At 67.2% G+C, this 26,128-nt stretch carries 27 protein-coding genes, 1 tRNA gene and 1 pseudogene; 14 read left to right on the top strand and 15 right to left on the bottom strand.

Features of this window, described 5'->3' with window-relative positions:
- Positions 1-75 precede the first annotated feature (75 nt).
- Both IW256_RS33630 and dcd read right to left on the bottom strand, forming a co-directional pair.
- Positions 76-1,293: a quaternary amine ABC transporter ATP-binding protein gene (locus IW256_RS33630; protein WP_197014772.1), complete on the bottom strand. Its 1,218-nt coding sequence runs from the start codon at positions 1,291-1,293 to the stop codon at positions 76-78.
- Positions 1,294-1,464: 171 nt separating this feature from the next.
- Entirely contained in the window at positions 1,465-2,040 is a 576-nt protein-coding gene (gene dcd, locus IW256_RS33635) for a dCTP deaminase (protein WP_197014773.1), read from the bottom strand.
- A gap of 125 nt (positions 2,041-2,165) precedes the next feature.
- On the opposite strand from dcd, the gene IW256_RS33640 reads away from it, so the two are divergent.
- A tRNA-Gly gene (locus tag IW256_RS33640) sits at positions 2,166-2,239 on the top strand.
- A gap of 158 nt (positions 2,240-2,397) precedes the next feature.
- On the opposite strand, the gene IW256_RS33645 is transcribed toward IW256_RS33640, so the two are convergent.
- The gene (locus tag IW256_RS33645) at positions 2,398-2,589 is read right to left on the bottom strand and encodes a tyrosine-type recombinase/integrase (RefSeq protein WP_197014774.1); all 192 of its coding nucleotides are present in this window, start codon (positions 2,587-2,589) and stop codon (positions 2,398-2,400) included.
- Between IW256_RS33645 and IW256_RS33650 the strand changes: the two genes are divergently transcribed.
- The 6 genes from IW256_RS33650 to IW256_RS33680 all read left to right on the top strand — a co-directional run bounded on the left by IW256_RS33650 (position 2,565) and on the right by IW256_RS33680 (position 10,888).
- A complete protein-coding gene (locus IW256_RS33650) occupies positions 2,565-3,410 on the top strand; it encodes a hypothetical protein (RefSeq protein WP_197014775.1) in 846 nt (281 codons plus the stop codon). The two genes, IW256_RS33645 and IW256_RS33650, sit on opposite strands and share 25 nt — an antisense overlap.
- Positions 3,397-4,560, top strand: coding sequence for a hypothetical protein (locus IW256_RS33655; RefSeq protein WP_197014776.1), 1,164 nt, complete (start codon positions 3,397-3,399; stop codon positions 4,558-4,560). The genes IW256_RS33650 and IW256_RS33655 overlap by 14 nt, the downstream gene beginning before the upstream one ends.
- Positions 4,561-4,802: 242 nt before the next feature.
- A complete protein-coding gene (locus IW256_RS33660) occupies positions 4,803-6,257 on the top strand; it encodes an ATP-binding protein (protein WP_197014777.1) in 1,455 nt (484 codons plus the stop codon).
- Positions 6,258-7,504: 1,247 nt separating this feature from the next.
- A complete protein-coding gene (locus IW256_RS33665) occupies positions 7,505-8,047 on the top strand; it encodes an SMI1/KNR4 family protein (protein WP_231404041.1) in 543 nt (180 codons plus the stop codon).
- A gap of 786 nt (positions 8,048-8,833) precedes the next feature.
- Positions 8,834-9,349 carry a hypothetical protein gene (locus tag IW256_RS33670; protein WP_197014778.1) on the top strand — a complete coding sequence of 172 codons (516 nt, stop codon included), beginning with the start codon at positions 8,834-8,836 and terminating at the stop codon, positions 9,347-9,349.
- A gap of 759 nt (positions 9,350-10,108) precedes the next feature.
- A complete protein-coding gene (locus IW256_RS33680) occupies positions 10,109-10,888 on the top strand; it encodes a cation:proton antiporter (RefSeq protein WP_231404042.1) in 780 nt (259 codons plus the stop codon).
- Positions 10,889-11,036: 148 nt separating this feature from the next.
- On the opposite strand, the gene IW256_RS33685 is transcribed toward IW256_RS33680, so the two are convergent.
- Together IW256_RS33685 and IW256_RS33690 are read right to left on the bottom strand one after the other, a co-directional pair.
- Positions 11,037-11,432 carry a hypothetical protein gene (locus IW256_RS33685; protein ID WP_197014781.1) on the bottom strand — a complete coding sequence of 132 codons (396 nt, stop codon included), beginning with the start codon at positions 11,430-11,432 and terminating at the stop codon, positions 11,037-11,039.
- 637 nt (positions 11,433-12,069) lie between these two features.
- Positions 12,070-12,594 (bottom strand): hypothetical protein, encoded by a 525-nt coding sequence (locus IW256_RS33690; RefSeq protein WP_197014782.1) that lies wholly within the window; start codon positions 12,592-12,594, stop codon positions 12,070-12,072.
- A gap of 107 nt (positions 12,595-12,701) precedes the next feature.
- Here IW256_RS33690 and IW256_RS33695 point away from each other — a divergent pair, with 107 nt between their 5' ends.
- Complete coding sequence (locus IW256_RS33695; RefSeq protein WP_197014783.1) at positions 12,702-13,151, top strand: hypothetical protein; 450 nt, start codon at positions 12,702-12,704, stop codon at positions 13,149-13,151.
- Positions 13,152-13,863: 712 nt separating this feature from the next.
- On the opposite strand, the gene IW256_RS33700 is transcribed toward IW256_RS33695, so the two are convergent.
- Positions 13,864-14,460, bottom strand: a complete 597-nt coding sequence (locus IW256_RS33700) for a hypothetical protein (RefSeq protein WP_197014784.1) — start codon at positions 14,458-14,460, stop codon at positions 13,864-13,866.
- A gap of 420 nt (positions 14,461-14,880) precedes the next feature.
- Here IW256_RS33700 and IW256_RS33705 point away from each other — a divergent pair, with 420 nt between their 5' ends.
- Together IW256_RS33705 and IW256_RS41720 are read left to right on the top strand one after the other, a co-directional pair.
- Positions 14,881-15,129 carry a hypothetical protein gene (locus IW256_RS33705; RefSeq protein ID WP_197014785.1) on the top strand — a complete coding sequence of 83 codons (249 nt, stop codon included), beginning with the start codon at positions 14,881-14,883 and terminating at the stop codon, positions 15,127-15,129.
- Between the two features lie 284 nt (positions 15,130-15,413).
- Positions 15,414-15,711, top strand: a pseudogene (locus tag IW256_RS41720) (IS21 family transposase); the annotation flags it as partial.
- A 163-nt stretch (positions 15,712-15,874) separates the two neighbouring features.
- Here IW256_RS41720 and IW256_RS33715 read toward each other — a convergent pair.
- Entirely contained in the window at positions 15,875-16,561 is a 687-nt protein-coding gene (locus IW256_RS33715) for a hypothetical protein (protein WP_197014787.1), read from the bottom strand.
- 733 nt (positions 16,562-17,294) lie between these two features.
- Between IW256_RS33715 and IW256_RS33720 the strand changes: the two genes are divergently transcribed.
- Positions 17,295-17,780, top strand: coding sequence for a hypothetical protein (locus tag IW256_RS33720; RefSeq protein ID WP_197014788.1), 486 nt, complete (start codon positions 17,295-17,297; stop codon positions 17,778-17,780).
- 74 nt (positions 17,781-17,854) lie between these two features.
- Here the strand turns inward: IW256_RS33720 and IW256_RS33725 are convergent, their stop codons facing one another.
- The 7 genes from IW256_RS33725 to IW256_RS33755 form a co-directional block, all read right to left on the bottom strand.
- On the bottom strand, positions 17,855-19,117 hold the full coding sequence (locus IW256_RS33725; protein ID WP_231404043.1) for a HEAT repeat domain-containing protein: 1,263 nt from the start codon (positions 19,115-19,117) through the stop codon (positions 17,855-17,857).
- Between the two features lie 122 nt (positions 19,118-19,239).
- A complete protein-coding gene (locus tag IW256_RS33730) occupies positions 19,240-19,578 on the bottom strand; it encodes an Imm51 family immunity protein (protein WP_197014790.1) in 339 nt (112 codons plus the stop codon).
- 377 nt (positions 19,579-19,955) lie between these two features.
- Positions 19,956-21,089 (bottom strand): serine hydrolase domain-containing protein, encoded by a 1,134-nt coding sequence (locus IW256_RS33735; protein WP_197014791.1) that lies wholly within the window; start codon positions 21,087-21,089, stop codon positions 19,956-19,958.
- A 126-nt stretch (positions 21,090-21,215) separates the two neighbouring features.
- Positions 21,216-21,854 (bottom strand): nucleotidyl transferase AbiEii/AbiGii toxin family protein, encoded by a 639-nt coding sequence (locus IW256_RS33740; protein ID WP_197014792.1) that lies wholly within the window; start codon positions 21,852-21,854, stop codon positions 21,216-21,218.
- Positions 21,855-21,860: 6 nt separating this feature from the next.
- Positions 21,861-22,169: a hypothetical protein gene (locus IW256_RS33745; protein ID WP_197014793.1), complete on the bottom strand. Its 309-nt coding sequence runs from the start codon at positions 22,167-22,169 to the stop codon at positions 21,861-21,863.
- Positions 22,170-22,264: 95 nt separating this feature from the next.
- Positions 22,265-22,996, bottom strand: coding sequence for a formylglycine-generating enzyme family protein (locus tag IW256_RS33750; RefSeq protein WP_231404044.1), 732 nt, complete (start codon positions 22,994-22,996; stop codon positions 22,265-22,267).
- A 132-nt stretch (positions 22,997-23,128) separates the two neighbouring features.
- A complete protein-coding gene (locus IW256_RS33755; RefSeq protein WP_197014794.1) occupies positions 23,129-23,596 on the bottom strand; it encodes a helix-turn-helix domain-containing protein in 468 nt (155 codons plus the stop codon).
- A gap of 126 nt (positions 23,597-23,722) precedes the next feature.
- Here IW256_RS33755 and IW256_RS33760 point away from each other — a divergent pair, with 126 nt between their 5' ends.
- The 3 genes from IW256_RS33760 (at position 23,723) to IW256_RS33770 (ending at position 25,337) form a co-directional block, all read left to right on the top strand.
- Positions 23,723-23,902 carry a DUF1737 domain-containing protein gene (locus IW256_RS33760; RefSeq protein ID WP_197014795.1) on the top strand — a complete coding sequence of 60 codons (180 nt, stop codon included), beginning with the start codon at positions 23,723-23,725 and terminating at the stop codon, positions 23,900-23,902.
- 64 nt (positions 23,903-23,966) lie between these two features.
- Positions 23,967-24,509 (top strand): flavoprotein, encoded by a 543-nt coding sequence (locus IW256_RS33765; RefSeq protein WP_197016713.1) that lies wholly within the window; start codon positions 23,967-23,969, stop codon positions 24,507-24,509.
- Between the two features lie 69 nt (positions 24,510-24,578).
- Positions 24,579-25,337 carry a methyltransferase domain-containing protein gene (locus tag IW256_RS33770; RefSeq protein WP_197014796.1) on the top strand — a complete coding sequence of 253 codons (759 nt, stop codon included), beginning with the start codon at positions 24,579-24,581 and terminating at the stop codon, positions 25,335-25,337.
- Positions 25,338-25,411: 74 nt separating this feature from the next.
- On the opposite strand, the gene IW256_RS33775 is transcribed toward IW256_RS33770, so the two are convergent.
- Positions 25,412-26,050 carry a hypothetical protein gene (locus IW256_RS33775; RefSeq protein ID WP_197014797.1) on the bottom strand — a complete coding sequence of 213 codons (639 nt, stop codon included), beginning with the start codon at positions 26,048-26,050 and terminating at the stop codon, positions 25,412-25,414.
- Between the last annotated feature and the right edge of the window lie 78 nt (positions 26,051-26,128).

Consider the following 26,128-nt stretch of genomic DNA (forward strand, 5'->3'; position numbering starts at 1 on the left):
AGCCACTCCACATGATCGGTCAGCCAGCTCACCAGGCCGTCGAACCAATCGCCCACGGGAATCCGGGGCAGCTCGCTAGCCAACGGGACTCCCCTCCTCGGCGACCACCTCGGCGACATGCGTGTTGATCGCACCGAGCGCGGCCAGCAGCGTGACCCGCGGGATCACGCCGACGAGCACGCCGTCGTCGGTGACCGGCACGGGCAGATCGCTCTCCGCGCACCGGGCGAACAGATCGGCCACGGGAGTGTCCGGCGCGACCGGCTCCGCGGGGTCGATCAGCGCGTCCAGGGTCTGCACGCCGTCCGCGACGGCGTCGGCCACCGCGGTCCCGGTCACCTTGCCGGCGAGCCTGCGGTCCCGGCCCACCACGAAGGCCACCGAGGTCTGATGCTCGCGCATCGTCCGCAACGCCGTCCGGGGCCCGGTGTTCGCCGGCACCGTGACCAGCGGCTTCTCCATCACCGAAGCGGCCGTCAGCACCCGCGTCCGGTCCACGTCCGCCACGAACTGCGCCACGTAGTCGTTCGCCGGATCGGTGAGGATCTCCTCGGCCGTGCCGATCTGCACGATCCGGCCCTCACGCATCACCGCGATCCGGTCACCGATCCGCATCGCCTCGTTCAGGTCATGGGTGATGAACACGATCGTCTTGTTCAGCCGCGACTGCAGGTCCAGCAGCAGATCCTGCATCTCCCGGCGGATCAGCGGGTCCAGCGCGCTGAACGCCTCGTCCATCAGGATGACGTCGGTCCCGGCGGCCAGCGCCCGGGCCAGCCCCACCCGCTGCCGCATGCCGCCCGACAGCTGCCCGGGGAGCTTGTCCTCCCACCCGTCCAGCCCCACCTGGCCGAGGAACTCCCGCGCCCTCTTGGCACGTTCCTCCTTGGCCACCCCGCGGACCTCGAGCCCGTAGGCGGCGTTCTCCAACACCGTCCTGTGCGGGAACAGCGCGAAGTGCTGGAACACCATGCTGATCTTGTTCTGCCGCAGGGCCCGCAACGGCCGGCCCGACATGCGGGCGATGTCCTGACCGTCGATCTCGACGGTCCCCGACGTCGGCTCCAGCAACCCGTTCAGCATCCTGATCAAGGTCGACTTGCCGGAACCCGACAGCCCCATCACCACGAAGATCTCGCCCTGCTCGACCGTGAACGTCGCGTCCACGACGGCCGCGGTCACCCCGAGGGCCCGTATCTCCTCCGGCGCCGCCCCGGCGCCGAGTCTTCGCTGCGCTTGTTCGGCCTTACGACCGAACAGCTTGGTCACACCATCCGCTCGGAGTATGGTCACGATCTCCTTCCGGGTTCCCGCGCCAGGGCGGGAATGCTTCGTCCACCGGCTGGCGTCCGGAAGCGAGATGTGGCTCACACAAAAGTACGGTCAACCGAACGTCAACCCCATGCGTCGAACGAAACTACCCGTACTCGGACAATCTTTCACCTTTTGGTGATCTCGGTCACATCACACCTGTGTCCGATGGAAGTTCAGGTACGACCGCGACGGCGTCGGCCCGCGCTGGTCCTGGTACCGCGACCCGTACTTCGCCGACCCGTACGGATACTCCGCCGGCGAACTGGTCCTGAACAGGCACATCTGCCCGATCTTCATGCCCGGCCACAGCTTGATCGGCAACGTCGCCACGTTCGACAGCTCCAGCGTCACGTGCCCGCTGAACCCCGGATCGATCCACCCCGCCGTCGAATGCGTCAGCAGCCCCAGCCGCCCCAGCGAACTCTTCCCCTCCAGCCGCGCCGCCAGGTCGTTCGGCAACCCGAACACCTCGTACGTCGAGGCCAGCACGAACTCCCCGGGATGCAGGACGAACGCCTCGTCCCCGCCGACCTCCACCATCCGCGTCAGGTCGCTCTGCTCGATCGCCGGATCGATGTGCGGATACCGATGGTTCTCGAACACACGGAAGAACCGGTCCAGCCTCACGTCCACACTCGACGGCTGGACCATGCCCGGGTCATAGGGCTCGATCCTCACCCGCCCGGACTCGAGTTCGGACCTGATGTCACGATCGGAGAGCAGCACGTCAGAAAAGCTACCGGCTCCCCGTACCCCCGCGCAGACCGACCCGTACCCGTCCCCCGTACCCGTCCCCCCGCCCCCCGGCTTTCCGGTACGATGTCGAAGGCGCGGTGATCCCACCGCAGCACGCGGGTGTAGTTCAATGGTAGAACTTCAGCTTCCCAAGCTGACAGCGCGGGTTCGATTCCCGTCACCCGCTCCACGCCAAAGGCCCAGGCCAGGGACATGATCCCCAGCACTGGGCCTTGATCGTTTCTAGGGCCGGAGCCCGGCGAGCGATTAGCGAACGATTACGCCACCGGGACCACCGGCCCCGCCTCGCCCTCGTCATCCTGCTTCCGCTGGGCACGGACCAGGGCGTCAAAGGCCGTCCGCGATCGTACGGTCAGCCGTGTTCGAGCGATGCTGATAGAGGAGCGCGGCCCGTTCGTTGTCGTGCCCCATCCGCGCCATCAGGTTCCGCAGGGAGACGCCCATGTCGGCGGCCAGGGTGTTGCCGGTGTGCCGAAGGTCGTGGAAGTGCAGCGTTGGAACGCCGAGCGCTTCCACCACTGCCGCGTTCTGCAGAAGATGCTCCCCGGCTGGGCGGCCAGCTTTTCAAGCGCAGCCCGCACGACCCGATAGCCCCCGACGTCGCCGAACTCCTGGCGACCATCGAGGACCGCATCGACACGCCCCAGACCGGCGAGGTGAGCTGGGGAGCCCACTCACGCACGATCCCCGCCGCCAAGGAACGCCTACGAGCAGGCCCCGCCACCTATGCCGCCGCCCCGAGCGACCGGGCCCAGGACGTCGGCCGGCGGTTGCTGGAACTACAGCAGGCCAAGCGGTTCAACGACGCCGAGATCACCGAACTTGCAGGCTTGTCCGGCCACGTCATCGAACTCGCCAAGCGGATCGACCTGGAGATCGGCTCCGAAGGCGAAGCGCGGATCGAGTACCGCTTCGACACGCTCAACCTCGGCGACAAGCCACCGACGCCCGACATCGATCGCCGGATCGGCATCCAGCGCATCCATGACACCGCCAACCTCGCCAAGTTCGCCTTCCAGATCTCCCCGCCCCTCCAGCCGGGCGAATGGGCCCGAGTCGGCTACATCTGCGAGGGCGGGAGGTTCGAGGTGAACCACTACTGGCGCGAGTCGATGCCCCGCTACTGCCGCCAATACGAGATCAACATCCGGCAACGCGACATCGACCTCGGCGGCTGCACGGCCACCGAGGAGCATCCGGACGGTTCGGAGAACTCGGCCACCGATAGCCTCGTGTGGGACATCGAGGGCAACGACGCGGTGATGTCCCTGACGCGTGACTACCTGCGCCCGAACCAGGCCGTGACCCTGCGCTGGGAAGTGATCCGTGAACCTGCGTAACGAGATCGAGACGACGCTCCGGGCGTGGCACGCCTACGAGGTTGACCGGGGCGCGACCGCCGTCATCGATTTCGACTGCAACCCCACCGCCCCCAAGCCCGAACCCGCAGGCAGCCGCCTTGAGATCTACCTCCGACTCGGCGAACTACTCGACCGCGCCCAGCAGGCCGGAGCATCCCGTCTCGCCGCCCGCCTGACCGCCGACCGTGCCTATCTCGGAGCCCTTCTGGGCGAACGGCTCCCGCTCGCGGAGTACGTCAGGGCCACCCAGGGATGCGCCGCCGCCGGATGGCCGGACGCCTACATCACCCACCGCGGGGACCAGGCCCGGCAGGCACTCGCCGCCCTGGGCATCGACTGGAGCCGTGATACCTCACGCGATCTTCACCGGTTCGAGGGCCCGCTCGACATCCAGGACGCGCCCGACGCCATCCGCCAGGCCGCCGCGGACTACGAACCCGCCGTACGAGACGCCACCGGTAGCCGGGCCCCGTTCAACCTCACCGTCGAGACGACCGAGATCGATGCCTACTGGGCGTACTGGCTGGACGGCGCCGGCCACGACGTCCGCCTACGCCTGAACCTCCGCCGCGCGAGCTTCACCAAGGTCGCCGCCCGCCAATTCGCCCTCCATGAAGTCCTTGGCCACGGCCTCCAGGGCGCCAGCTGGTCGGACCACGCTGAAGCCGAAGACGTGCCATGGGTACGGGTCATGTCCGTCCACGCCCCACAGCAAGTCCTCTTGGAGGGACTGGCCCAGGCGCTCCCACTGTTCATCGCCCCCGACGACGAGACCTTGGTCGCGCGGACCAGGTTCGACCTCTACAACCAACTCGTCCGGGCCGAACTCCACCTGGCATTGAACCAGGGCGCCTCCATCGACGAACTGGCCGAGCACGCCCGTCGCCGGATGCCCTGGACCACCGACACCGCCATCTCCGACCTGCTCAGTGACCGAGGCGCCAACCCCCAGCTTCGCTCCTACCTGTGGGCCTACCCGGCCGGATTCGACTGGTTCACCAACCTCGCCGAAGCCGACACCGCCACCGGAAGCGAAGTCCTCCAAGCGTCCTACCGCGACCCGCTCACACCCACCGACCTGACCGCCCTATGGCCCGAAGGCCCACCCATCGGCGGCCAAGGCACCTAAGTTCTAGGGCACCACCAGCGCCAACGCGCCGGATGAGAAGTTTCTCTACGGGTTCAAGGGCGCCCCGCTACGCGGGCCGCCAGCGGCCGCCCGCCCCGGTGCGCCGGGCATGCGGCCTGTCCCGTCCGGTCCCGCCGCACCGCGTCGACCGCCCGCCATGTACATAGAAGACCAAGTAATTGATCTTCATGGCTTTGACAGAGAGACGCCACACATGCCCGTGCTGGCTCTACACTTACTACATGGCGCGACGCGAAACGGTCAAAGCGGGTCAGGTCTTCGTGGCTGGCGGCCTTCCGACCCTGACGTATATCAAGCGCAGCCAGAGCAATCTGGAGCAGAAGGTACTCGACTACCTAGATGAAAGACATCGCATCCTTTCGGTGTCAGGACCTACTAAGACCGGCAAGACCGTTCTTATGAGAAGGATGTTGCGCGACAAAGACGCGATCTGGCTGTCGGGCGGTTCAATAAATGATCTCGGCGATTTTTGGTCGCAAATTGCGGATAAACTCAGCTTGTTCACCGAGATTGAAGTCACGGACTCCAGCGCTGAAACGGAGAATCGCACCACTAAAGGTGAGATAGGCGTCGCCCTTATAAAAACGGGGCGCGACGGCCAGAGTGGCACTAGTTATACGAGCGGAAATCGAATTCTTCGAAACCGACCCATCGCCGCTGCCGCGCGAGAAGGCCTGCGCACTGGGCTATATCCTCTGGTTATCGACGACTTCCATTACATTGACCCAGACGTGCAGCTTCAGATAGTTCGAGGTCTCAAAGATCTAGTCTTCGATGGTGTTCCCGTGATCGTTATCGCCGTCCCTCATCGGGCATACGATGTCGTTCGAGTGGAGAAGGAGATGACCGGCAGAGTTGAGCAGCTCGAAGTAGGATTCTGGTCCTCGGAAGAACTGATCGAGATTGCCCGGCAAGGCTTCTCCGCGTTGAACGTCACTGACGCAAACGACGAAATAGCTAAGCGCCTAGCTAGCGAGAGTTTCTCAAGTCCTCATCTAATGCAGGACTTTTGTCTACAAGTCTGCAAGTATAACAATATACGCGAGAAGCCCAGGCTTGGCAGTAAGTTGAAATCCCCCAAGTGGACCGAGTTCTTTGCTGCCCGTTCCTCTTCGACCTCGAAAACAGCCTTCGAGATGTTGGCAAGGGGGCCACGTCAGAGAACTGATCGAAAGCCTCGCATTCTTCATGGCGGCACGCCAACGGATATTTATGGTGCAGTGCTGTATGCAATAGCGTTCACGGGTCCGCTAACATCTCTCACATATGAAGGGCTGCGTACGGCACTTCGCAATGTTTTAAACGATGACCTACCTCAACGGCATGAGGTGACGCGAGTCCTAGAGGAAATGTCAAAAATTGCTAAGCGTGAAATTGAAGGTGAGCCGGTAGTCGATTACGACGAAAGCTTGTCGACACTTCACATATCAGACCCATATTTTGCCTTCTATCTACGCTGGAAAATTAACGGCAATGTAGTCCCTCATGCCGAGGAGCAGGTTTCTATTCCCGCCCAGCAGATGATGTTCGGGAGAGATGTCACCGCTGGCAGGGATTTTCATGGGAACGTGATCCAGGTTCACGGGGAAGACATTCGGAGCTCATCAACTGGTCCAAATCAAATGCCCTCCATTTCTGGAGATGACGGGGAAGGGCAACAGGAAGAGCCTCACTAGGGAGGTTCTTCCGGCCGGTTAGATCCGCGTTGTTTCGACAAGTTGGGCGAGCGTGAAGCGGGGGCCTCGCGGCCCCCAGCCCCCCGCGGGCCGGAGGGTGCGCCCGCGCGAAGCTGTCTGTCACAGCGTCCCGCCGTTCGCGCGGGCGCGCCCTCCGGGACGGTCGGCATGCTGGTGCTAACAACGGCGCTGGATCGGGCTGGACGGCGACGGACGTGCGGGAGGGGCGCGGCCAGGTCGGGGGACAAATGTGGACGGAGCTGGACGGCGTCGATCTTGCTACGGATCAGACGGCGATGGTGACGCCCTACGATCGCTACAGCGTGGACGAGGTGGGTTGCGTGGTTGGGGGCGATCGCTGCCGCACGGCTTCCGGTGCTCGGGCCGTGGCCGGCCCTGCGCTCCGGGTCTGTTTGCCCTGTGATGATCTGCGGTGCTGTCGCCGCTCCGAGTAGGTCGAAGACGCGCAGCTCAGCGGCTACGGTGGCGTGCAATTAGGGGCGGTGATCGAGGGTCAATCGCGGTCACTCGGGGGAGGTGTCGAGGGCAGGTCAGCGGGTGGATCGGGGCGGACTGGACTGATTCCCAAGCTGACAGCGCGGGTTCGATTCCCGTCACCCGCTCCACGCCGAAGGCCCAGGCCAGGGACATGATCCCCAGCACTGGGCCTTGATCGTTTCAGCCCTACCACCGACGAACGCTTGGCGAACGGTGGCTACTCGGCGACGTAGCCCGCCGCGGCCTGTTGTGCGGGTACGCCCGAAGAGATGACGTGCGTACGTCCACCCGACAGCCCCACGACAGGACGCTCGCCGGCATGCTCGGAGCCGTCGGTGTCGTGACCGACACGGTCGCCGCAGAGTGCTGGACGGCGTCATCCAGGAGCCGAGGGTCCGTCCCGGCCGGGCGGGGAAGCGGACGACTCCGCGCCGCTGGTAACCGGCTCAGTGATGATGGAGCAGCGGTGCAGCAGTTCTCCGGTAGCTCTGTGTACATGATTAACGCTGCCGGTCAGGTAGGCCGTTTGGGAACAGCCGCCGGTAGAGCGGCACGGACCGCCCAGCGGTCGATGTCCGGCCGGTCGAGGATCTTGACCATGAGCCGGGCGTTCTGCGCCGTGATGACAGGTTGGGGGCAGGGCGTTAGCTGGGACGAAGCGCCAGGGGGCATGCCAGTTGCTATGGATCAGATGGTTGGAAGTCCAAAGCCTCCCGACTCCCGGGTGTGAGGTGAGTTAGCCTCGCAGGATGACGGACACACCTGGCGATCTGGCACTGCCCATCGCTTTGGCCGAGGTGCTTGAGATCGGCTTTGAGTGGGAGTGGGACGAAGAAGCCGACGAGGCGCGGGGCTGTGATTTCCAGCCTTACGAACGGTTCGAGGCGCCGGAGAGGACCGCGGGGTGGTTTCGTCTGTGGACCGGTAACGACGAGGTTGATGGCAGCCAGTTCCGCTTCTTCGGCTCTACTGGGTCAGGCGACTATGTCGGTCTCTGGCTGGTCCGGCCTGACGCGCCCATCACCGAGCAGCCTGTTGTCTACCTCGGTTCCGAGGGGGAGTGCGGCGTGATAGCGCGTGATCTCGGCGACTTGCTCTGGTTGTTCGCATACGGCTTGGGCCCGCAAGAGGCATTCACCGATCCAGGTCATGGCGGGCAGCCGAACGAGGCGTTCCAAGCGATCGCGGAACGGTACGCGCCGGGGAGAAGCCGCAGCGCGAAGGAGATCGTGGCAGCGGCCCAGGGGGAGTTCCCGGAATTCTCAGACCTCATCGACGATATGTGTCGGTGAGGGGAAGGCCGCGCTTCAGCCCACACAGATGGTTTCACAGGCCCACCCAGGCACTCCATGGCCAGGTGCAGTCCTGCCGCATGTTGCTCGAGGCCAGGCCCGAGGACACTCATGCGTATAGCAGAAAGTAGAGCAACAGCGGCGACGATGTCCAAGGATGTGCCAGGCCAGGCGACGAGCGATCAGCGAACGATTAGCCACGGTGAACCAGGGGCCGTTCACGGTTACTCGCGGCAAGGTTCCATGCCCGCTCAGCAGCCATGAGGGCCAAGGTCCGAATGATTCCCAAGCTGACAGCGCGGGTTCAATTCCCGTCACCCGCTCGGATATGCGAAGGTCCAGGTCAGAGGTGGAATCTCCAACCTGGGTCTTGATGTTGTCCGGGCCGGTGGACCGGCGGGCCATTAACGGGCCATTAAGCCACGGGCACCAGTGCCCCAGCGGCGCCGCCGTCCTCCTTACCGTCCTGAGCGCGTTCGGCTTGGACGAGAGCCTCCACCCGTCGGCGGCCAAGGCACCTGAGTCCCAGGCAGCACCAGGTCAACGCGCCGGATGAGGACTTTCAATACGTCTTCGAGGGCGCCCCGCTGCGCGGGTCACCGGGCGCCGCGCCTGGCTCTGCGTGCCGGGATGCGGCCTGTTCCGTCCGGTCCCGTCTCGCAGCCCGGCCACGCCCGCCCCACCCAGCAACGGAGACCCTGAGAAGCCAGGCAGAGCGGTGCGATAACGCGCCGGACGACTAGCAGGCAGCACTGTTGAACCCATTGGTTGCTAAGCTCCCGCGCCATGGAGGACTGGGGCTCCGCCCGCTACGGAGATCCATGTCGCGAATGCGGCTACGACTGGTCGATCACGCATGAGGCGGCCATTGACCTGGTCGGGACCATCCCGCAGTTGTATACCGAACTACTTGGCGGGCACAGCCCCACACTTCGGCATCCTGACCTTGAGTGGACTGCCGGAGCTTACATCTGCCATGTCACTGACAATCTGCGCATCTGGGCTGAACGACTGGTCAGCGCCGCCCTGACGGGTGATGCGGCGATTCACGGTTACGACGACGTCCTTCTAAGTCGAGCACGCGCCTACAACCTGCTCCCTGTGTCGGGTGCGCTTTGGTCCCTGCGCCTGGCTGTAGAAGCGTGGACGCAGGCCATGGACCTGGCGATCGAATCCGAAGTCGTCTTGGCGCACCCTGAACGTGGTGCGCAACCGGCGCGTAACGTCGCTCGTACCAATGCCCACGACGCTCACCACCATGGGTGGGACATCAAGCGCACGGTCACCTACCACACCCGCTAGATCAGGCGAGATGCCCATGAACAGGCTGTGGCAAGGCCGGCCGGGCGAGCTCGAACCACGGGGCTGCGCTGCCCCCTGGACCCCGCGAGCCGGGGTGCTCATCCGCGCGATTCTGTCTGTCACACCGCCTCGCCGTTCGCGCAGATGAGCACTCCGGACCGACGCGCCAGGCATATCAGGCGAAACGTTGGCGGTTGACGTCGACGGAGTTGCTGAGGCGGGAGATGTTCACAGCATTGCAGCCGGTTTGGAGCACCTGCGGCGGGCCGAGAACCGGTGTGTCCGCGCCAGCCTGTCATCTTACTTCTAGTAGCGTCCCAATTCCGGAGCGTCGCTGGTACTGGCATGGTCACCGGGCGTCTGAATGGCCAGGTTCGCGCGGGGCCGGTGGACGGGGACGGGGCCTGACAACCGATGAGATCTTTTTCGGGCTGGGGCTGACCATCGCGCTTGCGGTCGGCTCCCAGCTCTTGGCGGGCCGGTTGCGCATCCCCTCTTTGGTCATCCTGCTCCCGACCGGTTTCGCCGCGGGTGCGCTGACCGATGACATCCATCCCCATCGGCTGCTGGGGGCGGCGTTCGAACCCCTGGTATCGCTATCCGTCGCGTTGATCCTCTACGACTCCGGGCTGGGACTGGATCTGCGAAAGCTCAAGGGAGATACCCGCCGCACCGTGGTCAGGCTGATCGTACTCGTCGTGCCGTTCACGATGACGAGCGCCGCACTGCTGGCAGCGCCGCTGCTCGGTCTGTCGGCGGGTGCGGCGAATCCTGGTCTGGGAGGGCTCACCGGTCGATCCGATCGGCGGCATCCTGGGCGCGGTGGTGTTCGGCGCCGTCCTTCAGAAGGCCCGCGTAGGCTCCGGCGCGCACGTGCTGGAGTTCGCCCTCAGCATCGGAGTCGGCCTGGCCGACGGCATCGTCGGGGCAGGACTGCTGTGGCTGCTGATGCGAAGGCTCCGGCCCGGTGAGGTGCTCCCCAGTCTCGCGCAACTCGCCATCGTGATCACCGTGTTGGCCGCCTGCGACATCGCCCGCGACGACGCCGGCCTGCTGGCGGCGATCATCATGGGACTGGCCGTGGTCAACCTGAAGATCTTCGACCTGCCCGAACGCAGGCGGATCTCCGAGCTGCTCGTCCAGCTGATCATCGGCCTGCTCTTCATCTCCATCTCGGCAACGATCACTCCACAGCCGGTCGCCGAGGTGGCGCTCCCGGCCCTGGGACTGGTGGCCGCCCTGGTCCTGCTCGTCAGACCACTCCTGGCCTACCTGTCCACGCGCGGAACGGGCCTGACGACCGGCGAGTGGTGCTTCATCGGCTGGATGGATCCGTGCGGCATCGTCGCTGCCGCCACCGCCTCCACGTTCTCCACCCAACTCGCCACGCAGGGAATCGGCGGCGCCTCCAAGATCCTGCCTGTCACCTTCCTAGTGATCGTCGCGACGGCGACCTTGTACGGCCTGACCGCGACCCCAGTGGCCCGCCGCCTGCATGTCGTCCAGGCCCCGGACCAAAACGCTCATCCACCTGGCTAACCCTGCCCTACCTTCGCGCCGTCCGCGTGGCAAGCGCCCTGGAGCGATGCGTGCCTATGCGCGAGGACCAGGCCGGGACGTGTCAGCTCTGCCCGTTGTACAGCAGGAAAGTACAGCAACACAGGCACACAACGGCCTATGTCGACGATCAATGACGTACGGGTCTAGCTGGGGCGGAGCGACCGACCGCTGTCCTGCCAGTGGCTGGATCTTGGCTCACACCGATGCATGCGATTACGGCCTGCTCATTCGGGCTCACGAAAAGTAGGAAGTAATAAGCCGGGTCGCGCTGCTCCACGCTCCATAGGAGCACTTCTCCCAGCTCACAGGCTTGCAGATCGTGCAGCGCGTCAGCAAAACCCAGGGTCGGTATGCCGTTCTCGCGCGTGTTCGCTTCGCGAACCGTATACGTCGGGATGAGATCGGGAACGGGTACCGGACGAGCAGAGGTTTCCAAGGCCGCCCCGTTGACCAGAGCAGCCCGGCACGCGATGTAGGCATCTTCATCACGGTCCAGCAGTGCAACCAAGTTCTCTGGGTCCATAGGGACATGGTGCCCTATGCCCAGGTGGGCCATCAGCGATGACGATGCCTAGGAGCAGCAGGTCAACGCTTTAGTGACGAATGATTAGCGAGCGATTAGACGCGGAAAAGGGGGCGCTCACGGTCACTCACTGCACGTCGCAACGCCAGGTCAGCGGCTCCAGAGGTCTAGATCCGAATGATCCCCAAGCTGACAGCGCGGGTTCGATTCCCGTCACTCGCTCCAGCATGACCCAAGCCCCGGCTCAGGGATACGATCCCGCAAGCTGGGCTTCGCCGTTCGGAAGGCGCTTCAGCACCGTCGTGCCGATCCGCTGCCGAGACCACTTTCACCGGGCTGAAGCGAGTGGTGCCACCTGGACGCCTTCGAGGACTCCGTTCACGAACGTGTCCGAGTCGACCGTCGCCGACGGTCCGGTACTGCTGGGACGTTCGTGTGCCCTCCAGGTGTGGGTGACGAGGACTGGTCTGCCGACAAGTTCGAGGCACGCGAGCTACCCGGCTACGTCGAGCGCTGTACAGCATGTCGCCAGCGCTACGAGAACCGCGAGCAGGCCAGCCAAGGCCTGCCCCGAGGGCATCCTCAGGTACCCCGCGAGTGGGTAACCCGGGGCCTTACCTGGGACTGTGAACACAGCCTAGGAACTGGATGCCGTCTGGGACTCGACCGTGGTCCCCTCGAACGGGTGCGCCCAAGGGGCTCCAAGGGCCGTCCACCACCTCAAGTAGGGCACGCCCAGCACCGACGGTTGAGCGCCCTCTTCGCTCCAGGTCTCCGACACCTCGTCGAGGACGGACGGCTCCACGCCGAAGAGCGCGGCCGCAGCCCGTCGGCTCTCCGCCGTGTCGTTGTCCGGGAGACCTTCGCCCTCCTCTTCGATCGAGGCGACGTGGACGGCTGCGCCGTCGGGGCCGAGAACCTCGTTGATCACGCCGTGTTCGTCGAAATCGGAGGCCGCGATCGCCCGAACACCCCACCTCGGCAGCAGCTCTCCCACCACCGAGGGCAATGTCACGCCGAAGTCGGCGAAAACGAAGACCCTCGCCCCTTCGGTGACGACGTCGAGGGCCGACTGGTGGGCGGCCGCGAGCGCGAGCGCGAATTCCTCGGGATCCCGCCCGTCCTTCAGGTCGATAACAGCCCAGCCGCTGAACGATGACATCGTGTGACCATATCAATGCCCCCGCTCCGGTGGCGCGGAGCGTCGGACAGCGGACGGCCGGAGTACACCAACGGATCCTGAAAGCGCCTCTCAGGCATAATGTGCCGATGCTCTGGATCGATCCCGGCTACACCATCCAGGACTCGACGTGCGACTGCTGCGGTGGCCAGCGTCGACAGTCCCGCGGCTTCGTGCACAAGGAAGAGGTCGGCAAGTACGCGATCTTCTTTGCCACCTGCTATCACCACCAGAACGTCCACGAAGCATGGATCGATGTCATCTTTGATGAAGAATGGGGAGGCGAGCACTTGTCAGGCCCGTGCGAGCGGCGGGTCACCTTCGGCTGCAGGGTCGGGCCGGTGCAGAACAGCCCGCTTCCAGCCTGCACTTTGGTCAATGCCGCTGCCGCCGCACCGGATCAACCCTTCTTCGGGCACAAGCTGTCCCGTGAAGAAGCCCTATCGCATCCATTGTTGAAGGAAAACTGGGAGGTGGTGGACCACCTCCTTGAGGCAGAACCCATGCTCCACAACCACATCTACAGCCAACCGAACTGAGCCTGGATGGCCAGGGGATGCGGCCAGCGGACTGCTGCGGGGGCTTCCGGTGCTCGCTTCGCTGCGCTCCGGGTCCCCTCGCCCCTCGGATATCCGGTGCGGTAGATGCTCAGCTCACGGAACGAGCGAGGACGGGCGTGGAGATCGCTGATCTTGCTGCGGATCAGACGACGGCCGTGGCATCGCTGTTGGTGGCTGGAAGCTGTCCGTAGCTGGGGGCGATCGGCTGACGCGCTGTTTTCGATGCTCGGGCCGTGGCCGGCCCCGCTCCGGGTCGGCTTGTCCCTGCGAGCCTCGGTCGGTGCAATGCCTTGTCCAGCGTCAAGGGGCGGTGCCGGGCCGCGATCGGTGCGGTGAACGGTCCCTGCCGGCCGGCCGGTGGGCGCCGCGGCGCCCCCTTACGGCCGCGCAGGAGCAGGACGGTAAAGCGCGTTCGTGTCAAGGGGCTGACGCTGCCCCCACTGCGTTCGCGTGTGCGCGCGAACGAGCACCGCGGGGGTGCTCTGGCTTGCTAACGCAGGTGCTGACGCCGGGCCTGGACGGGCGCGGAGGAGGGCGGACCCAGGGACGCTCGAGGGGGCTTCCTAGCAGGTCAGCGGACAGTGCTGGACGGATGTGCTTGCTCCGCAGACTCGTGATGAATCGCTCACCGACGTGCCGCACCGCTCTTCGTGGGAGTTCGCGTTGGGCGACATCGTCCGATCGGGACGGGTCAGGACCCTGTCGCGATCGAAACGAGTGCCAGCGCCATGGCTGCGGCGCACACGACGCCGGCGACCGCGAAGGCGATCCGGTAGGGATGCTGCTCGGTCCACGACACAAGGCCCGGATACGTCTTGGCGAATTCCTTGGCGCTGACGGGACCGTCGGGCCCGCTGCACGGGACGCCGAGCGCGTTCACCAACCGGGCGAGATCTTCGTGCCTGTAGAGATTGCCCTGCACCCTGGTGAGCAGGTTGCCTTGTGCGTCGAGCACGAACAGGCTCTCGCCCGCCCCTCCGCGGGGCGCGATGATGCTCGCGCGCACCATCTCCGCGACGCGTGAACGTGGCTGGCACTTTCGGCTGAACAATCCCTGGACGGTGAGTTCGTGAGCCGTCAGGGTGATCCGGGCACTGAGAAGGGCCCCGAGCGCCAGAGGGATCAGCACGCCGAACAGGCCGCCCACGATCAGGGCGAAGGCGATCGGGGCGTCGCCGATCAGGATCGCGGCGACGATGACCGCGGCGGCCACCGCCATGACGGCCAGAACGATCAGCCCTGTCCGGAAGTCCGGCCGAATTACGAGATCACCCTGAACATCGCTCATCCCCGGCATCGCCCTCTCTTCGGCCTTCAAAGAGCTTGCCGCATCGGTGGCAGTGCTTTGGCCACGCAGAACGGCTCAGGGACTCGGGGCTCCGATGGGCGACGTCGGCCAGACCTCCACCTGGAAGGCGAGGAGCCGGGCCTTCCTGACCCGTGACTGCGCCGACCAGTCACCAAGTTGTGCGCCAGGTTTGTGCCCATGGGTGCCGGAGTCCGGCGGCAGGTGGGCATACACGCAGGTCATGGGAGTTGGACAGGAAGGCTGTCAACCTGTCGGCTTGCTGGGGCTGAGGCCAAGGTGCTGACGCACCGCTTCCGATGCCAGGGCCGTGACCGGCCCTGCGCTCCGGGTCGGCCTGTCTTCTGATCGCGTGTGTTCTCGTCCTGCGCCACCTGTCGTCCCTCGGTTACGGTCGACGGCGTGGACGAAGCTGAGGCGAGCGGGCGTATCTGGCGGGCGCAGGTGCGCCGGCGAGTACCCGCCGAGCAGGGCAGGGACGCTTTGGCCCGTCTCATCGAGTACGACAGCGACCCGTTCGAGGTCGAGCTGTACGAACTGGCGGCCGACCCGCGGACGCTGCTCATCGACCGCGCCCAGCGACGCCGTGCCGGACAACACGAGCGGCGCGTCCGGCGGTTGGAAGACCGAGGTCGGTGGGCCGAACAGTGACGACAACCAGGTGCACCGCAGGCACGCGTCAAGCACCGTCTGACCTCACCCGAGGGGCTGGTCCCACGGTGGTCGCCAACAGAGCGAGGGAATTTGGGGGCACGCCGGCCCGAACCTCCTGCGCCCTGGAGCTTTCCTCCGCGCGGTTCTGCCTGTCACGGAGTCTCATCGTCGCGCGAACGAGCACTCCGGCAGGTCGCGACGTTGGGCCGGTAGCGGAGCGGTTGTGGTGGACGCCCGTGAGGTCAAGGTTGGAGATCCGCCGGTTGCACCGGGCCGAGGGCATGCCGATCAAGGATCGCTCGTCGGACGGGCATCTCGAAGAACACCGTCAAGCGGGCGCTGACGGCCGAAGGGTCGCCGAAGTACCGGCGGGCGAGCAGGGAGTCGATCGTGGATGCGGTGGCGCCGCAAATCAGGGCTTTGCCGGAAGAGGTCCCGGCCATGGCCGGCCACGGTCATCGCCGAGCGATCGGCTCGGACCCGTTTCCTGACGTTGCTCAAGAGCCGGGTCCTGCGGCCGTACTGACAACGGGTGGTCCGGCGTCCCGGACGACATATCAGCCTGGCGAACCGGCCCAGGCGTACGCTCTGCAGCGCCGAGCCAAGTACGGCTGAACGTGCAGAGTTCCACCCCCGGTCTGGTGGGGCATCCGGGCTCGTCGCCGCAGGCAGGAAGTGGTGAAGCCGATGGTGCCGATGAGGCAGGTGGCGGCGGCCCACGCTCTTCGGAGGTGGGCCTCCGTCACTCGGGGCGGGTAAGCCGGACGTATCCGTACGGGTTGAAGAACAAGTCGTCTTCGTCGTAGCGGTCGCATGCGCCGGTGCGCAGCAGCCGGCGGGGGGCGTTCTTGGTCATCCGGAAGCCGGCGCCGTCCTCGATCTCCTGCGCACGCGGATCGGTCAGCAGGTAGATCGCCAGCACGTCCAGCAGCGTGACCAGGTCAGGCAGATCGTCCTGATGCTCCTCGTCGACCTCGATCTCCACTTCGGGTGCGCCGAGCAGATGCATGCCGCAGCTGTAGAGCACCCGACCGTCGTAGATCGGCAGTTTCACCCAGGCGGCGACGAGGTCGCCGGCCAGGTCTTCGTCCTTGGCGTCGGCCACTCGGTCGGCCAGCGAGAGCCAGCGGTCCCGGCCGTGCGTGATTCCACTGCTCTCGTTCTTCACCGCAGCGGCGCCGGACCGCAACAGAGCGGCCGTCGCCGCCAGCACCCGCCGTGAAGTGTCGGCCGCCAGATCCCGCATCATCGGCGCGGACAGCAGGTAACCGACGGTGTCGTGGGACTCCACGGCGGCCCAGTCCGCCTCATCGAACGAGGCCGCCGCCATACACGCCTCGAACGCCTCCGGCATCCGAGGATCGGGCTTGGCCCCGGAGTACTCGCGGTCGAGGACGAGACCACCGAAGTCGGCGGCGATCCGTTCCATCTCCGAAAGGTCCAGCCCGGAGCCGAGTACGCACAGCACATGCCGAGGAATCGATCCACTCATCCCGGCACGGTAGCGATCACCGCCGACGTTCCGTACCGATTCCCCGTTCCCCGCGGTCCTACGGCACTCGGCCTCTAGCGCCTTCCCGGCAAGCCGCGCGAGAGAAGATCATTAACACCGGCAGACTCCACGATCGAGCGATGCGAACGACAAGGGAAGACCGGGCAGGGCCGAGGTGATGACGGCAACGCAAGCAGACGCCACCGTAGGAGGACCGCCCTCACCGGACGGTTGGTCAGATCTCGCAGCCCGAACTAGGAGGTCGCCGACAAGGGCCGGTACTGCTCGGCAGGCTGCTGGCACGTGGCCGAGTGCGCTGGGGGATGGGAGCTGCTGCTCGGAGTGGTCTGCGCAGTCCCTTGGCTCTAGGAATCGAGTCGGTCTCTGCGCGCAACGGCGAATCTCGTCCGTATCCCATTGATTAGCGCCTTCCTGGCGGGTGGGGCAGGTTCCGGGTCGGCTACCACCGGCTTGCGCCCGTCTGTCGGGGGGCAGCGCAGGTCTCGCCCGTGACTGCCCGTTCTTTGGAAAGGACTCGGCGACCCCAGCTCCACCCGCGAGCCGGGGCGCACATTCACACCGTTCGCGCGAACGAGCACGCCGGAGCGAAGCGGCGGTGTACACGCCCCGGGTACGGGAACCGGTGATCAGCATCCGCCGTCTTAGCGGCATGAGCGTGTCAACGACAATCCTGCCACTGGCAGGAGTGGCTCTCGGTTCCGCCGGAACCCTGGTCGGGCAATACCTCTCCACACGGGTGGAGGCACGACGCGCGCGGTTCGAGCAGGCCAGCGCGGAACGCGGGGAGCGCAAGGAAGCGCTCATGGAGTTCCTGTCCGCGGCCCAGCAGGTAGAACTGTGCTTGGACCGCCTCTCCATGGGAGAGCAGCTTGAGGAGTCGGAGAAGTGGCAACACCTGCACACGCTTTGGCTCGCTAAGAAGGTCCCGGAACTCGTGTGCACGCCTCAGGTCGCCCAGGCAGCCCACGACTACACTCTGGCCCTCCACGCGCTGCTTCGGGGACAGGCCGCGGAGGCGGGCGCACGGCCCAAGCGTGAACTCCGCTTCGCGTTCATGGAGGCCGCTCGCCAAGAGCTCGGTACGGCGAGCGAGCCGCTGAGGAGGGATCCCCCCGCAGGGGAACTCAGCCGGTGACGGCCACACCAGCGGTACGGCTTACAAGCCACTGGGCGTTGATCGTCCCTGCTTGGAGCCTTGCCGGGCGCCATTCATGGTGAGCCGGGAACGTGCTCGCGCCCGTCCTGGTCAAGCCCCACGTATGCACGGCACTCCGCTTGCTTGGACGGAAGCTTCCAGGCGCTGAGAATCAGCATGAAGTTGCCCCAGCACCAGGTGTCGTCCCCCATCTCGGCCAGTGTCCGCACGGCGCGCTGCTGCGGTTCGGTCAGATCCTCGTACGGCGGCAGCGGCGAGGTCCCCGGCTTTCCGAACACGTGCTGCAGCACGGCCTCGGCCGTGGGGAACGCAGCGGGCCCGGAGCTGAGCGCCAGCCCTTTGAGCATGGCGCCCAGAAGCCTCGGATGCGCCTGCTCCTCGACCGCCGCAAGCGTGATCGTCGCGTATCCGCGCACAGCGCCGTACAGGTGGTGGATGTTGGGTGTGGAGGGCTCCGGAGGCTGCGCGGCGGCCGCCTCCAGCACGTCGAGAACCTCCTGGTCGGTGACCTCCAGCCTGGCCAGTGCGATAGCGGCGGCAGAGCGGAGCAGCGCGTTCTCCCCGGTCAGGAAGGCGCGGAGCTGCGGTACGAGGTCATGGCCGTCCAGCAGGCCCGCGGAGAGGATCACGTTCGCCGCCACCCCGGGGACGACTTCTGGCTTCAGCAGTGACCGCAGCGCGGGCAGCGTCCCGGCCGCCTCCTCCGGGAACCAGCCCAGCGTGTACGCCGCAGCGGCCTGGGTCTCCGGGTCAGGGGCGCCGAGCAGGTCGCGCAGCGTGGGAACGGTGGCGCGGACGGCGTCGTACGCGCCGAGTTCGGCATCGGCATGCCGCAGGGACTGGTCGGGGTCGTATACGGCGAGACGCATCTCGCGTACTCTGCGCTCGCCCTCGTCGGTGGCCTCCGCGACCCACTGCTCAATTCGGCGCAGCTCTTCGTCGGGGTCGGCGGTACGCATCCTCTCGACGTCCGCGCGCCATTCGGCGATGTCGACGCCGCTGGGCAGGTACGGCTCGTCGTAGCCGATGGCGATCGAGCAGAGTAGGCGCACGATGTCGGCTCGGTCCTGGACCCGGGGGTCATCGGCCAGCGCGGCCAGGAACGGTACGGCGTGCGCGGTCGCCTCGTACCGGCTGCCCTGGTGGAAGATGTTGCCGTACAACTCGTTCAGGGCCTTTTCGCGCTCGCTCGCCGACTCCGATGCGAGCGCCCGGAGCAGATCGGGAACGTCCTCGGCCGGGCCGTAAGCGTGCTCCAGGCGCGCCCAGTCGACGTCGTCCAGCCCGGCGAGCGGGTCGCCTTCCCTGTCGTTCATGGCGCGTGAGTGTGCCATCCGATACCGACATTCGACGGCGACCCTGTGCCTCAGACGTTTATCAGGCCGCCATAGTGCTGGTTCAGGGAGGTGCGCACGGTCACCCGCGGTATGGACGAAGATCAGTCGTCGAAGTCGAAGCCGGCTGCTTCGGCGGTCATGATGAGCTTCCGCATGCGGTCCCCGTCCCTGGCAACGATGCTCATCAGATCGCCCAGATCTTGAAGCGCTGTTCGGTCATTGCCGTAGGCGCAGAACATGCCGCCTTCCGGATCGTACGAGAAGCGCCCTTCGAGGTTCTCTGCCTCAGTGCTCACGAGGAATCGCGCGACACCTTCCCAGAAGGAGCCGTTCGGCTCGTGGCCGAGGTGCTCGACGAGTTCGTCTACTTGCGTCGTTCCTGCGTTCAGCAGCAGTGAGAACGCTCCGGGCGTGGTTTCGATCAGTTTCAGCGGAGTCATTGGCGGAGCATGGCACAAGCTCGGACGCGCGAGGGAAGTGCAGGCCCGCTTGGGCTTCCAACCCGGCTTCCAACCCGGCTTCCGCCCGGTGAAGGCTTGTCACAGCCGCGTCCTCGATGCGGGTCGCCAGGCGCCAGACGCGATCCAGCCGATGAACTGCACTGGAATGTGAGGGGCGTGGGCGGGGGCTCGGAAAGAGGGCCCAGGTCCTGTTTCGACGTGGCCTCAGCCACCGCGCGAGCGCGTTGCCTGCCCGGTGGGGCGATGCCGGAGGCGAGCCTCACCGGGCAGTTCGCGAAGCGATGCCGCGCTCGCCAAGGACCGGTGAGGTGCGAGCCGCCGGGCGAGCGCCGTAGGCCGGGCCTCAGAAACAGAGCCTAGTTCTCGCACAGGGCCGTGGGGACGGCTTGGTCCTTGGCGTCATCCAGGGTCGGTCCGCCGCCCGGGTTGAGGTTGACCATGACGGTGGCCTGCCTGCCGTCCATGGTGGCACCCGCGGTGACGCTGAAGCCGAGCATGTCACCGTCGTGGCCCCAAAGGCCGTCTTCGCAGGCGGAGGAATCCTTGCCGGGAATCCACTCGAGTCCCAGGCCGTACTCGGACTCTGATCTGCGTCCCGTGGGGCGGGCGTTCAGCATCTCCTGCATCTGCGCCGGCTTGAGCAGGCGTCCGCGTAGCAGCGCGGCCAGGAAGCCGTTGACGTCCGAGGCGGTGGAGATCATCCCGCCCGCCGCTCCGCCGACGGACGGGTTGAGACGGGTGATGTCGACGAGTTCGGACTCCGGGCGCACGTACCCGCGGAGGTGCGGACCGGGGATGCCGGGCGCGTCGCCGGGCACGAAGGTGCCGCGCAGACCGAGCGGGACGATCACGCGCTGGTGGATCTCCTTGCCGTAGGGGCGGCCGGTCACCTTCTCGATGATCATTCCGGCCAGGAGGTAGTTGGTGTTGGAGTAGCCCCAGCTCTCGCCCGGGGTGAAGTCCCGGGGGTGCTGCAGGGCGATGTCCACCAGCTCACGGGCCTCCCAGTGCCGGAGGGGGTCTTTGACGATCTCCATCGGGCCCAGGTGCCTCAGAACGTCCGGGATCCCGCTGGTGTGCTGGAGCAGCTGGCGGACGGTGATCTCCCGCCCGTCGTTGTCGGCGCCGCGCACCACGCCGGGGAGGTACCGCTCCACCGGAGCGTCTAGCTCGATCCGTCCCTCGCCGACGAGCTGGAGCGTCACGGTCGCGACGAACGGCTTGGTCAGGCTGCCGATCCGGAAGCGGCTGCGGGGATCGACCGGTGCGCCCGTGCGGATGTCGGCGACGCCGCCGGTGAGCGCCAGCCGGCCGTCCCGGTCGTTGACCTCCGCGAGCGCGCCGGGAGCCCCGTCCGGTCCGGTGAGCCGCTCCATCACCCGCCGCAGCCCGGCGTGGTCGGCGGCCTCCGCCGGGCCGGCCGTGGACGTCACCGTCAGGGCCAGGACCACCGCCGCCGCGCTCCGGAACATCATGTTTCTCGTGATCATGAACCATGACGATAGGTATCGGCACACCGACCGCACATCCATCGCGTGCGCCATCCATGACCTCACTCCTGAAGAGGAGCGAAGTGCTACTCAGCGCAGTTCAGAGTGGCGCGGGCAGGGGCGCCGTCAGCGCATGAGTTCCGCCGCCCACGCTTTGAACCGGCTCCGCAGGTCGGCGATCTGCTGCGGCGTGAGTCCGTGGACGGTGAACGCCTGGTCCGGGAGCCGGTCGAGCGCGTTCAGCGAGTGGACGAACATCTCGGGTGCGAAGCCGGGATCCGCGGTGGCGGCCAGCCGCTGCAGGCCGTCGGTGGTGTAGCGACCGCTGCGAAGGACCGCGTCCACATCCACGAAGTCCCTTACCTCAGCCCGGCCGTAGAGTGCCGCGAGCTTGTTGCCGACGGCGTCGTCGGGGTGGAGTACGGGGCCTACCGGCATTGTGACCGGGGGATGTGCCCGCCAGTCGATCCCCAGCTCCACCTTGACGGATCGATGGTCGGGCGTGGTGACCATGAGCCTGGCGAAGCAGTCGTTGGAGAGGGGGATCTCGACGCCGAAGCCGGCGTCGCGGTAGGCGCCGGTCACGGCGGCGACGGCTTCGCCGAACCGCTCGCGCGCATCGTTCACCGTGAAGAGATCGACGTCGTCGGAGACGCGGTCCAGGAACCCGTGGGCCTGGATCGCGTAGCTGCCCGCGAGGGCGAAGCCGTACTCGGCGGCCGCCGCGAGGCCGATGCGCGCCATGAGCTCGTGCAGAGGGATCATGCGGGGCTACGCCGTCCGGGCCAACGTGGGGAAGGCGCTCTCCCATTGCCGGCGGACCCGGGCGGGCAGGTGGAGCCGGTTCCAGAGGCGGGCCAGCCGTTCCGCGTTGAGGTAGGTGGCGAGATCGCGCGGTGAGGCGGCCTCACGGATGACCCGTTCGTACATCAGGCCCGCCTGCGCCGGGTCGTCCAGGTCGTAGACATGCTGCTCTGACCAGTCGAGGTGCGGCGGCAGCTCCACGACACCGGAGGCCGGCCCGGTGAGCCCGTCCAGGCTCTCCGGGACGACGTAGGCGCGGCTGTCGGCGTAGCGCATGTACCCAGTGTGCACCGAGCACCCGGCAGGCGGACTCCCGGAAGCCCCCGGCGCGCACTCTGCCCGACACCGCGCAGGAGGACGTCGGCCTGCGGCTACCGCTCGGGGCGGGCGAGCCGCTGATCCGTCCGCGGCCGTGAGCGGGCGAGGCGGAAGCCCAGGTCGTCGATGCGGAGGGTCGGGTGGCTCTTGCGGCGGCATGACGCCCTGCACCCTCGGGGAGGATCATGCGCGCCGCCGCCGCGGAACACCCGGTACGGGCCGTAGACGCGGGGGTCGTAGAGGTCCCAGCACCACTCCCACACGTTGCCGATCATGTCGTGGAGACCCCAGGCGTTCGGTGCCCTGGTCATGACGTCATGCACCTCGCCGCCGGAGTTCCCCCGGTACCAGGCGATCTCGTCGAGTTCTCCGTAACGGACGCCGGAGTCCCCGGCCCTGCACGCGTACTCCCACTCCGCCTCGGACGGGAGGCGGTAGCCGCCGGCCTGCCAGTCGCAGGTCACGTCCTGCCCGTCCGGGTCGTCGCCGATCGAGTAGCACGGCTGGAGTCCCGCCGACTCGGAGAGCAGGTTGCAGAACCGGACGGCGTCGAGCCAGGAGACGTCGGTCACCGGGGTGCGCGGGCCCGCCGGGCCCGCCGGACCCGTGGGCGTCCGGGGCCGGACGGCCTCGTAGAGTTCGCGGGTCACGGGATGGGGCGCGAGCCGGAAGGGTGCGAGGTCGACCTTCCAGGTCGTCCTCGAACCCTCGTCCCGCAGGACGATCTCCCCGGCGGGGACGGCGACCATGGGCTCGGTGATCGCCTGGCGCGATGCGGGGCTCATCGGGCGCTTCGGGTCCGTTCGCTCAGGCGTGGGTGCGGAGCCGGGCGTCGAGCGCGTCCTGAACGGTGGCCGCGCGCCGGCCCGTCCGGGGCGCACACCGGCACGTTCACCCCGGCCCGCTCCCGTCGCGCGTCAGCCACGGCCGTCCTCCTTGGCGTTCAGGTCGTTGCCGCCGTCGATGCCACCGTCGATGACGGCTTCGAGCAGGTGCAGCACTTCGGCGGTGGTGGCGCCGCCGCCCAGGATCACGATCTTCAAGCGGTCCCGCCGCTCGTCGTGGACGGTCTGGACGCGCAGCGGCCGGTCGGGGTCGGCGGCGCTGCCGGCGCTTGCCAGGACGAGCGTGACCAGCCGGTCCGCCGCGGCCCGGTCGACGCCGTCGATCTGCACGATGCTCGACACCTCCATCCGCGCGGGGCCGGTGGCCGGCGCCGGACGAGGCCGTCCGATCAGCGCGTCGAGGTCGGCACGGGCGATCCGGTACTGCTTGCCGATGCGCACCGCCTTGAGGCGGCCCGTACGGATGTATCCGCGTACGGTGCGCACGTGGAGACCGAGCCGTTCGGCCACCTGCTCGACCGAGTACATTTCTTCCGCCATCACGCCCCAAGTTACTGCATATGGGTACTGATAGGGAATGTTGGGGTCTGTCGCGAAGTGGCCCCGCCACCGCGAGCGCGTTGACCACCCGCGACGAGCACCGTGGACAGAGCCTAAGATCACGGTATGGGTGACGACGGTGAACTGCCCCGCTATCGCGTCCTGACCGGACCCGACGACGAAGCCTTCTGCCGGCGGGTCAGCGCGGCGCTCGACCTGGGGTACGAGCTGCACGGCTCCCCGTCCGTCACGTTCAACGGGCAGCAGGTCATCGTCGCCCAGGCCCTCATCCGTCCGCCGAGCTGAGGCCGGCCCGGGGTCGTGTCCTCGCACGCCCCAGCATCGGACGGCGGACAGTGGGGGTGTGACCATGGCCGAGGGGCGCCGGGTGCTCTACGTCATCGTGTGCGCGGCGGGACCCGCCAGGGACGTCGGGGAACTCGTCGCCCTCGCCCGCGAACGTGACTGGGACGTCCAGATCGTCGCCACCCCGTCCGCGGTGGACTTCATCGACGTGGCCGCCTTGGAGGCCCGGACCGGCCGCCCCGTGCTCAGCCGCTACCGGAGCCCGAGCGAGCCCCGTTCTCCCCGGGCCGACGCGATCATCGTGGCCCCGGCCACGTACAACACCGTGAACAAGTGGGCCGGCGGCATCACCGACACCTATGCCCTGGGCGTCCTCGCCGAGGCCGTCGGGTTGGGGATCCCCGTGGTCGCCCTCCCCTTCGTCAACACCGCGCTCGCCGCTCGCCGTCCGTTCCGGCGGAGTGTCGAGGACCTGCGTGAGGAAGGGGTCCGGATCATCTTCGGGCCCGGGGAACTCGAACCGCGTGACCCTGAGGCGGGTGACGAGCGGGTGGACGTCCGTCTCTGGCGCCTCGCGCTCGACGAGGTCCAGCGGCTGTACGGCTGAGGCCGCGCCGCCCGGTCAATTCCGTTGGCCTGTGTCCGCCCGCCTGCCAGAATCCACCGGGAGGTGGGGATGGAGCGTACATTCGAGGATCTGGTGGCCGAGGCCGGGTCGGTGCCGGTGGACGGCTGGGACTTCTCCTGGCTGGAGGGCCGGGCGACCGAGCAGCGTCCCTCGTGGGGATACCAGCGGCTGATGAGCGCGCGGCTGGCCCGGGCGAACGCGGCGCTGGACGTCCAGACCGGAGGCGGCGAGGTGCTGGCCGGAGCGGCCGACCTGCCGCCGACGATGGCCGCGACGGAGTCCTGGCCGCCGAACGCGGCCAAGGCCACCCGGTTGCTCCACCCCCGCGGCGTGGTGGTGGTCGCGACCCCGGACGAACCGCCGTGGCCGTTCGCGGACGCGGCGTTCGACCTGGTCACCAGCCGCCACCCCGCCACGGTCCGGTTTCCCGAGATCGCCCGGGTGCTGGCGCCGGGTGGGACGTACCTCGCCCAGCACGTCGGCCCGGCCAGCGTGTTCGAGCTGGTCGAGTACTTCCTCGGGCCGCAGCCGGAGGCGCGCGCGAAGCGTGATCCCGGCATCGAGAGCGCCGAGGCCCGGGCCGCCGGGCTGGAGGTCGTCGATCTGCGCCTGGAACGGCTCCGGATGGAGTTCTTCGACGTCGGCGCGGTCGTCTACTTCCTCCGGAAGGTGATCTGGACGGTCCCGGGCTTCACCGTCGCCGGCCACCGTGACCGGCTGCGGGAACTGCACGAGCGGATCCGGCGGGACGGCCCGTTCGTCGCCCACTCCTCTCGCTTCCTCATCGAGGCGCGCAAGCCCGCCTGAACGGATCCGGCGGCGGCGGGGCGTTGAGGGCGGGAACGTGCCGGGGGCGCGGTCGGCGTCGGGCCAGCGGCCTTTCAGGTGACCGAATGGGTGATGGTGCCGGTATAGGTGCCCGCGACGGCGGTAAACGGCACATTCACCACGATGGTCGGATTCCAGCTCGTCGTCATCACGGGCGTGGAGTTCGGCTTCGTGCCGGAAAAAGCGGTCCGCGGAGTGTTCAGGGTGACGGCGTGCTTTTCTGTGGGTTGGCCGGAGTTGCGTGCGCCGGTGCCGGTGGAGGCGGTGACGGGGCCCGACCGATAGGAAATGTCCGAACGCGCGATCGCCGAACCGTTCTGCGGTGAGAAATTCGTGGATGTCACCGTGGCGGTCCAGGTGGTGGCGCCCGGGCGGTCGTCGGTCACGGTGACCGTGCCGAGCCGCGCGGTGATCTGGCCGCCCACGCCGCCCTGCCCGAGGTCGGCGGAGGCGGGGACGGACACGGTCACGGGGTCGATGGCGACCCGCCTCCGGCACGCTCGAGAACGTTTTGACGTGGCCTTCTTCCGCTTGGCTTCGGCGGCTCGCGGCGGGCACGGGTGCGGAGCGAGGCTCATCGTCGCCGGTTCCGCGGGGACGGCGGCGAGGGCCGGGGGCGGGGAGAGCAGGCCGGGCAGGAGGGCCGCCGCGGCCGCCAGGGGCGAGGTGATCCGTTCGGTCCCGACGCGCATATGTCCTTCGTTTCGATCCGTTCGGGGCGATGGCGGAGCGGGCGGGCGAACCGGCCGGCAGGCCGGCGATCGCCACGC

Source organism: Actinomadura viridis, from assembly GCF_015751755.1.
GTDB lineage: Bacteria > Actinomycetota > Actinomycetes > Streptosporangiales > Streptosporangiaceae > Spirillospora > Spirillospora viridis.

What these genes read in the sequence shown, in the direction of transcription:
- IW256_RS33660 (WP_197014777.1), top strand. Translation starts at nt 4,803, where the DNA reads ATGGCGCGACGCGAAACGGTCAAAGCGGGTCAGGTCTTCGTGGCTGGC.
- IW256_RS33665 (WP_231404041.1), top strand. Translation starts at nt 7,505, where the DNA reads ATGACGGACACACCTGGCGATCTGGCACTGCCCATCGCTTTGGCCGAG.
- IW256_RS33670 (WP_197014778.1), top strand. Translation starts at nt 8,834, where the DNA reads ATGGAGGACTGGGGCTCCGCCCGCTACGGAGATCCATGTCGCGAATGC.
- IW256_RS33685 (WP_197014781.1), bottom strand. Translation starts at nt 11,432, where the DNA reads ATGGACCCAGAGAACTTGGTTGCACTGCTGGACCGTGATGAAGATGCC.
- IW256_RS33690 (WP_197014782.1), bottom strand. Translation starts at nt 12,594, where the DNA reads ATGTCATCGTTCAGCGGCTGGGCTGTTATCGACCTGAAGGACGGGCGG.
- IW256_RS33695 (WP_197014783.1), top strand. Translation starts at nt 12,702, where the DNA reads ATGCTCTGGATCGATCCCGGCTACACCATCCAGGACTCGACGTGCGAC.
- IW256_RS33700 (WP_197014784.1), bottom strand. Translation starts at nt 14,460, where the DNA reads ATGAGCGATGTTCAGGGTGATCTCGTAATTCGGCCGGACTTCCGGACA.
- IW256_RS33715 (WP_197014787.1), bottom strand. Translation starts at nt 16,561, where the DNA reads ATGGAACGGATCGCCGCCGACTTCGGTGGTCTCGTCCTCGACCGCGAG.
- IW256_RS33720 (WP_197014788.1), top strand. Translation starts at nt 17,295, where the DNA reads ATGAGCGTGTCAACGACAATCCTGCCACTGGCAGGAGTGGCTCTCGGT.
- IW256_RS33725 (WP_231404043.1), bottom strand. Translation starts at nt 19,117, where the DNA reads ATGAACGACAGGGAAGGCGACCCGCTCGCCGGGCTGGACGACGTCGAC.
- IW256_RS33730 (WP_197014790.1), bottom strand. Translation starts at nt 19,578, where the DNA reads ATGACTCCGCTGAAACTGATCGAAACCACGCCCGGAGCGTTCTCACTG.
- IW256_RS33735 (WP_197014791.1), bottom strand. Translation starts at nt 21,089, where the DNA reads ATGATCACGAGAAACATGATGTTCCGGAGCGCGGCGGCGGTGGTCCTG.
- IW256_RS33740 (WP_197014792.1), bottom strand. Translation starts at nt 21,854, where the DNA reads ATGATCCCTCTGCACGAGCTCATGGCGCGCATCGGCCTCGCGGCGGCC.
- IW256_RS33745 (WP_197014793.1), bottom strand. Translation starts at nt 22,169, where the DNA reads ATGCGCTACGCCGACAGCCGCGCCTACGTCGTCCCGGAGAGCCTGGAC.
- IW256_RS33750 (WP_231404044.1), bottom strand. Translation starts at nt 22,996, where the DNA reads ATGAGCCCCGCATCGCGCCAGGCGATCACCGAGCCCATGGTCGCCGTC.
- IW256_RS33755 (WP_197014794.1), bottom strand. Translation starts at nt 23,596, where the DNA reads ATGGCGGAAGAAATGTACTCGGTCGAGCAGGTGGCCGAACGGCTCGGT.
- IW256_RS33760 (WP_197014795.1), top strand. Translation starts at nt 23,723, where the DNA reads ATGGGTGACGACGGTGAACTGCCCCGCTATCGCGTCCTGACCGGACCC.
- IW256_RS33765 (WP_197016713.1), top strand. Translation starts at nt 23,967, where the DNA reads ATGGCCGAGGGGCGCCGGGTGCTCTACGTCATCGTGTGCGCGGCGGGA.
- IW256_RS33770 (WP_197014796.1), top strand. Translation starts at nt 24,579, where the DNA reads ATGGAGCGTACATTCGAGGATCTGGTGGCCGAGGCCGGGTCGGTGCCG.
- IW256_RS33775 (WP_197014797.1), bottom strand. Translation starts at nt 26,050, where the DNA reads ATGCGCGTCGGGACCGAACGGATCACCTCGCCCCTGGCGGCCGCGGCG.